The sequence below is a fragment of the Actinomadura sp. GC306 genome, from assembly GCF_004348665.1.
In the GTDB taxonomy this organism is placed as follows: domain Bacteria; phylum Actinomycetota; class Actinomycetes; order Streptosporangiales; family Streptosporangiaceae; genus Spirillospora.
In genome coordinates this window covers 1-4,855 of sequence record NZ_SMKM01000384.1, presented here as the reverse complement: position 1 = coordinate 4,855, position 4,855 = coordinate 1, and the positions used below count along the sequence as shown (strand labels likewise).

Annotated in this window: 4 protein-coding genes; 1 reads left to right on the top strand and 3 read right to left on the bottom strand. The window is 72.5% G+C overall.

Annotated elements, in window-relative coordinates; translation table 11 throughout:
* The 3 genes from E1200_RS35075 to E1200_RS31245 form a co-directional block, all read right to left on the bottom strand.
* Positions 1–975, bottom strand: a 975-nt coding sequence (locus E1200_RS35075; protein ID WP_131955925.1) for an NYN domain-containing protein, incomplete at its 3' end; no start/stop codon positions are given.
* Positions 976–1,351: 376 nt separating this feature from the next.
* Positions 1,352–2,980 carry an alkaline phosphatase D family protein gene (locus E1200_RS31250; protein WP_131955923.1) on the bottom strand — a complete coding sequence of 543 codons (1,629 nt, stop codon included), beginning with the start codon at positions 2,978–2,980 and terminating at the stop codon, positions 1,352–1,354.
* A 57-nt stretch (positions 2,981–3,037) separates the two neighbouring features.
* Positions 3,038–4,039, bottom strand: a complete 1,002-nt coding sequence (locus E1200_RS31245) for an NAD-dependent epimerase/dehydratase family protein (protein WP_131955921.1) — start codon at positions 4,037–4,039, stop codon at positions 3,038–3,040.
* 105 nt (positions 4,040–4,144) lie between these two features.
* Between E1200_RS31245 and E1200_RS31240 the strand changes: the two genes are divergently transcribed.
* Positions 4,145–4,852, top strand: coding sequence for an SMI1/KNR4 family protein (locus tag E1200_RS31240; RefSeq protein WP_131955919.1), 708 nt, complete (start codon positions 4,145–4,147; stop codon positions 4,850–4,852).
* Positions 4,853–4,855 lie beyond the last annotated feature (3 nt).

The following is a 4,855-nucleotide window of genomic DNA, read 5'->3' as shown; positions in this document are numbered from 1 at the left end:
GGGCGGGGCCTGCGTGGCGGACGGCCCCGGCGGCGTCGCGGCGGGCTGCAGGTGCGCCTGGTGCCCCCCGGTGCCGTACGAGGACCCGCCCGAACCGCCCGAGCCGCCCGAGCCGTACGCGGAACCGCCGCCCGAGCCGTACGCGGAACCGCCCGAGCCGTAGGACGACCCGCCGCCCGAGCTGCCGGGCAGCGGCATCGGGCCGGTGCCTCCGCCGCCCGAGCCGGGACCGCCCGGCCCGACGTTGCCGGTCATGGCCGGGCCCAGGTCGCGGACCGGCGGCGCGGACGGCACCGGCGGCCGGCTCAGCGGGGACGCCGGGGGCGGCCCGTTGTGCGCGGCGGCCTGGAGGGCGCCGAGCGAGCTTCCGTGCCCGTTGGAGCCGTGCCCGTTGGACAGCGGGCTCGTCCCGGACGAGGAGCCGGCGGTGCTCTCCACACCGGCGAGCAGGTTGACGAAGGGGCGCAGGTGGCCGGCGCCGATCTCGATGAGGTCGTCGCACTCCTGCCGCAGCACCCGGGAGATGGTCCAGTTGCCCTCGACGGCGACGTGCACGACGGTGACGCGGACGCCGAGGTCCTGGGCGTCGGAGACGACCTGGGCGAGGTCCTCGTCCGCGCTGACCAGGACGGCGTCGGTGAGCGCGCCGTTGCGGGAGAGGGTCATCAGGTCGCGGTGGATCTCGGAGTCGACGCCCTCGCGGCGGCCGGGGCGGATGCGGCCGAGCCGCAGCTTGAGGCCGGGCAGGTCGGCGAGCGCGTCGTGCTCGGGGGAGCGGCGGCCCTCGACGGTCGCCTCGTACCAGTAGCAGCGCAGCAGCGGCATGCCCGTGCGTTCCCTGGAGAGGTTGCCCAGGAGTTGCAGGAGGCCGCCGAAGTCCCACGAGACGGTGTCGCGGTGGCGCGTGCCGTGCACCGCCATCGCGCCGTCGGCCAGCAGGTAGCCGGCGTCTACGAACAGCGCGCAGCGATCCATGCGACACCGCCCTTCCTCAAACACGGGAGCTCACAGCGTGCTCAACCGGCGTACTGTCCCCGGGCGCTTATAGCGTAGTGAGGCGTGCAAGCCCGGTAGGCCAATACGGTGATTCGCCACTCTTTCATGGCGGGCCGCCGGTTGGCGACTCCTCGGTAACGAAGAAATCCGGGAGCCGCGGCGGACGCTACCAGCCTTTTCCGGCCGGCCCCGTGCTTCTCCATGATCTTTACGGGAAGGAGCAGCTCGCGGCCCAATCGCGGGACGCCCCGTACCCGGCCTTCAACCGCACGTGGCGACCGGCCCCGCCGCCGTGCCGGGCGAACGTATTTTCCGCTCGCGAATAGTGATGGATCGATCACGTATTGTCGTCCATTCAGCCGGTTATTTTCGCCCGCCCCATCTCGGTGAGCCCGCCGCCGTCCACCGGGGTCTCCCAGCGCACGCCGCAATCGCGTCCGGAAAGCTCGACGGTGGCGATGGCGTTGTCGAACCACGGGCCGTCGGTCAGCCGCCACCGCAGCGGCGGGGCGGGCACCTTCGCCAGCTTCGCCAGCGCGCGGAACGGCCAGCCCGTCACCCGCGCGTACGCCAGCCGGTTCGCCCAGCGGAACACCCCGGCCAGCGGGTTGCGCAGCGGCGAGCAGACGACCTGCGAGATCTTCGACTCGGTGCCCGGCCGGGTGACCCGCGCCAGGTACGAGTAGTGGATGTCGCCGGACAGGAACGAGATGGTCGCCGGTGCCGGGCCGCGTTCGCCGCGTCCCACGGCGATGACGTCGTCGGCCAGGGTGCGGAACGAGCTCTCGAACGCCGCCCAGTGCTCCAGGTCGGCCGCCTGCCTGATCTTCTCTCCGAGCTTCGCCGCGGTCTTGCCCCAGGCGCCGCCGGCGACCGCCTCGTTCCACGACTCGGCGTGGTGGATCGTCCTGGGGAGCAGGTAGGGGAGCGAGCTCGCGATGAGCAGGTGGTCCATGCCGCCCCGGCACTGGTCGTCCAGCCAGGCGAACTCGTCGTCGTCGAGCATGCCGCGGCGGTCGGCGGTGAGGAGCCTGGAGCACCGGCTGTCGACGACGATCAGCCGGACGCCGCCCCAGTCGTGGGCGTAGCTCCAGCGCGTGCTGGCCGGTTCCTTGTCGGCCTGCACCGCGAACTCGTCCAGGACGGCGCCCGCGTCGCCCGTGCTGTCGGACGCCGTGCGCACCGCCTTGAAGAGGGGGTCGGACGCGCGGTCCTCCGGCGACATGTTCCCGAGGTGCTGGTAGATCCAGTACGAGCCGATGCCGCCGGTGATGCGATCCCTCCACCAGGGCTTCGACCACATCTCCTGGCGCCACGCGTAGGACGTGTTCCAGTCGTCCCTGATGTCGTGGTCGTCGAAGATGGTGAACGTCGGGATAGTGGACAGCAGCCACCGCACCGCCGGGTCGTCGTGCCAGGCGAGCTTGTAGAGGAAGGTGTACTCCTCGTAGTCCGCGACCTCCTCGACGGGCAGTTCCCCCGGTTCGCGGTGCGCCCGGATGAACTCGCGCATCTCGTCGGTCAGCTCGTCGGCGTAGATCTGGTCGCCGACCATGAGCAGGACGTCGGGCCACCCGGCCGAGTCGCCGCCCGCGCGGAGCCGGTCGGCGAGCGAGCTGAGCGCGTCGTGCCCGAACTGCTCCACCGTCCCGGGGGAGCGGCGGCAGGAGCCGAACGAGATGCGCAGGCCGCCCGCCGGGTCCAGCGTCCTGATCTGGGACGGCGGGAACCCCGTGTCGCCCTCCGGCCAGACGGTCTCGCCGTCGGCCAGCACCTCGTAGGGGACGCGCGCGCCGGGGGCGAGCCCTTCGATCTCGACCACGGCGTAGTGGTGGCCGTGCGCGGTGAAGGTCCGGGCGGCGGCGTCCACGCCGTGCTCCCGGCCGACGACCCGGACCTCGCAGGGACGGTCGGTCTCCACCCAGATCGTCGCGGTGTGGTGACTCACGTGCCGGAGGTGGGGGCCGAGTACCAAAGCGGTCATGTCTGACTCTCTAGCCGACCGGACCCCGCCGCGTCCACCGAAGTGCCGCGCCCGGGCTCAGCCGCGCCCGGGGCGGCGGCGCAGGAGCTCCGCCTCCGTCGCGGCGTCGAGGCCGACCACGGGCCGGTCAGGACGTTGCGGCGCCCGCCCGCCGATGCTCCGCAGCCACTCCCAGGTGTCCGTGACCGTTTCCTGCACGGATCTGCAGCGCAAGCCCGCGGAAAGGGCCTTGGCCACGTTTCCCCGGTGCATCATGTCGTACGCCTCACCGGGCGGGAGCCACACCGGAAGGTCGGTCCACGGCTGGATGCCCGCGTCGAGGATGGCTTGCGGGGACGTCCAGACGAGTTCGGCACCGGAACCCGTCACCTGGACGCACGCTTCGAGCAGCTCGCCCATCGTCGTGTGGCCGGGCGGGCTGACGAGGTCGAACGGCCCGCCGAGCCGGCGTTCGACGGCGTCCAAGGTCCAGGCGGCGAGGTCCCTGACGTCGATGTACTGCAGGCCCGCATCGCGTGGGCCCGGCGCCAGGACCTCCCCGCCCCGGGCCATGCGCGCCAGCCACCACGGCAGCCGCCCGATGTTCTCGTACGGGCCGAGGACGAGCCCCGCCCGCACCAGCAGGGCGCGGTCGCCGAACACGCCGGCCGCCGCGAGCTCTCCACCGCGCTTCGCCGCCGCGTAGTCCGTGCCGTCGCCGTCGTCGGGGGAGCCGTCGACCACGGGGGCCTCTTCGCCGGACCCGGCCGGCGCGGGGAACCGGTAGACGGAACGGCTGGAGATGTAGGCGTACTGGCCGACGCGACCGTCCAGGAGCTTCGCCGCGTCGCGCACCGCGGACGGCGCGGCCGACCAGGTGTCGATGACCGCGTCCCACTCCCCGCCGGAGAGCGCCGCGAGGCCGTCCTCCGCCGTGCGGTCGCCGCGCAACGACCCGGCGCCCTTCGGCGGCTCGTGCCGCCCCCGGTGAAAGACGGTCACCTCCCACCCCCGGGCGAGGGCGCCCTCGGTGACGGCCCGTCCGACGAACTCCGTCCCACCCAGCATCAAGAGCCTCATGGCGAAACTCTGCCCTCCGCACGGTCAGTACGGAACGGCCGCTGCTCAGAGCAGAACCGTTCAACCGCCGAACGGGCCGCCCGTAACCGGAGTACTTTCAGGTCCGTGACCGATTCCTTCGACCTTGTCCGCGATCTCCCGTCCGCCCTGCGCGACCGGACGGCCGCGTGGGCCTACATCCGGGACTTCGCCGCGACGTGGCGGACCCCGCTGGCCCCCGGCGACGGCACCCCGGACGCCGAGCTGACAGCGGTTGAAGCGAACCTGGGCGTACGCCTCCCCGAGGCCCTGCGCGAGGCGTACGCGCTCTTCGGCCGGCGCGCCGACCTGCACAGCAACATGCAAACGCTGCTGAGCCCGGACGAGTTCTACGTGGACGACCGCAAGGAGGCGCTCGTCTTCCGCGAGGAGAACCAGGGGGTCGCGTCCTGGGGCGTCCTCCTCACCGACCTGGACCAGGCGGATCCGCCCGTCCGCATGCGCGCAGATCTGGCGGACAAGGAGGCGGAACGCTGGGAGAACTGGCTCGCCGCCTTCTCCACGGCCTGCATCGAGATCGTCCTCTTCGAGGCGCTGCAGGCCGACGAGCCCGTCTGCGACCACGGCGACTTCGAAGACTTCGACGAGCTGGAGCGCCGCTTCACCCGCCTGCCCTTCCCGTCGTACCCGGAGGGCGAGGAGGGCGAAGCCTTCTACACGGCCCCGGGCCTGCTCCTCTGCGACGCCGGAGGCTGGCTCTCCGTCCGCGCCCGCGACGAGGAGACCTTGGACCGCTTCCGAGACGACTTCCCCGCCGACTGGCTGACCCCCTAACCC

Bases quoted from the DNA above. Each gene is read 5' to 3' on its own strand.
- E1200_RS31245 (WP_131955921.1), bottom strand. From the start codon at position 4,039: ATGAGGCTCTTGATGCTGGGTGGGACGGAGTTCGTCGGACGGGCCGTC.
- E1200_RS31250 (WP_131955923.1), bottom strand. From the start codon at position 2,980: ATGACCGCTTTGGTACTCGGCCCCCACCTCCGGCACGTGAGTCACCAC.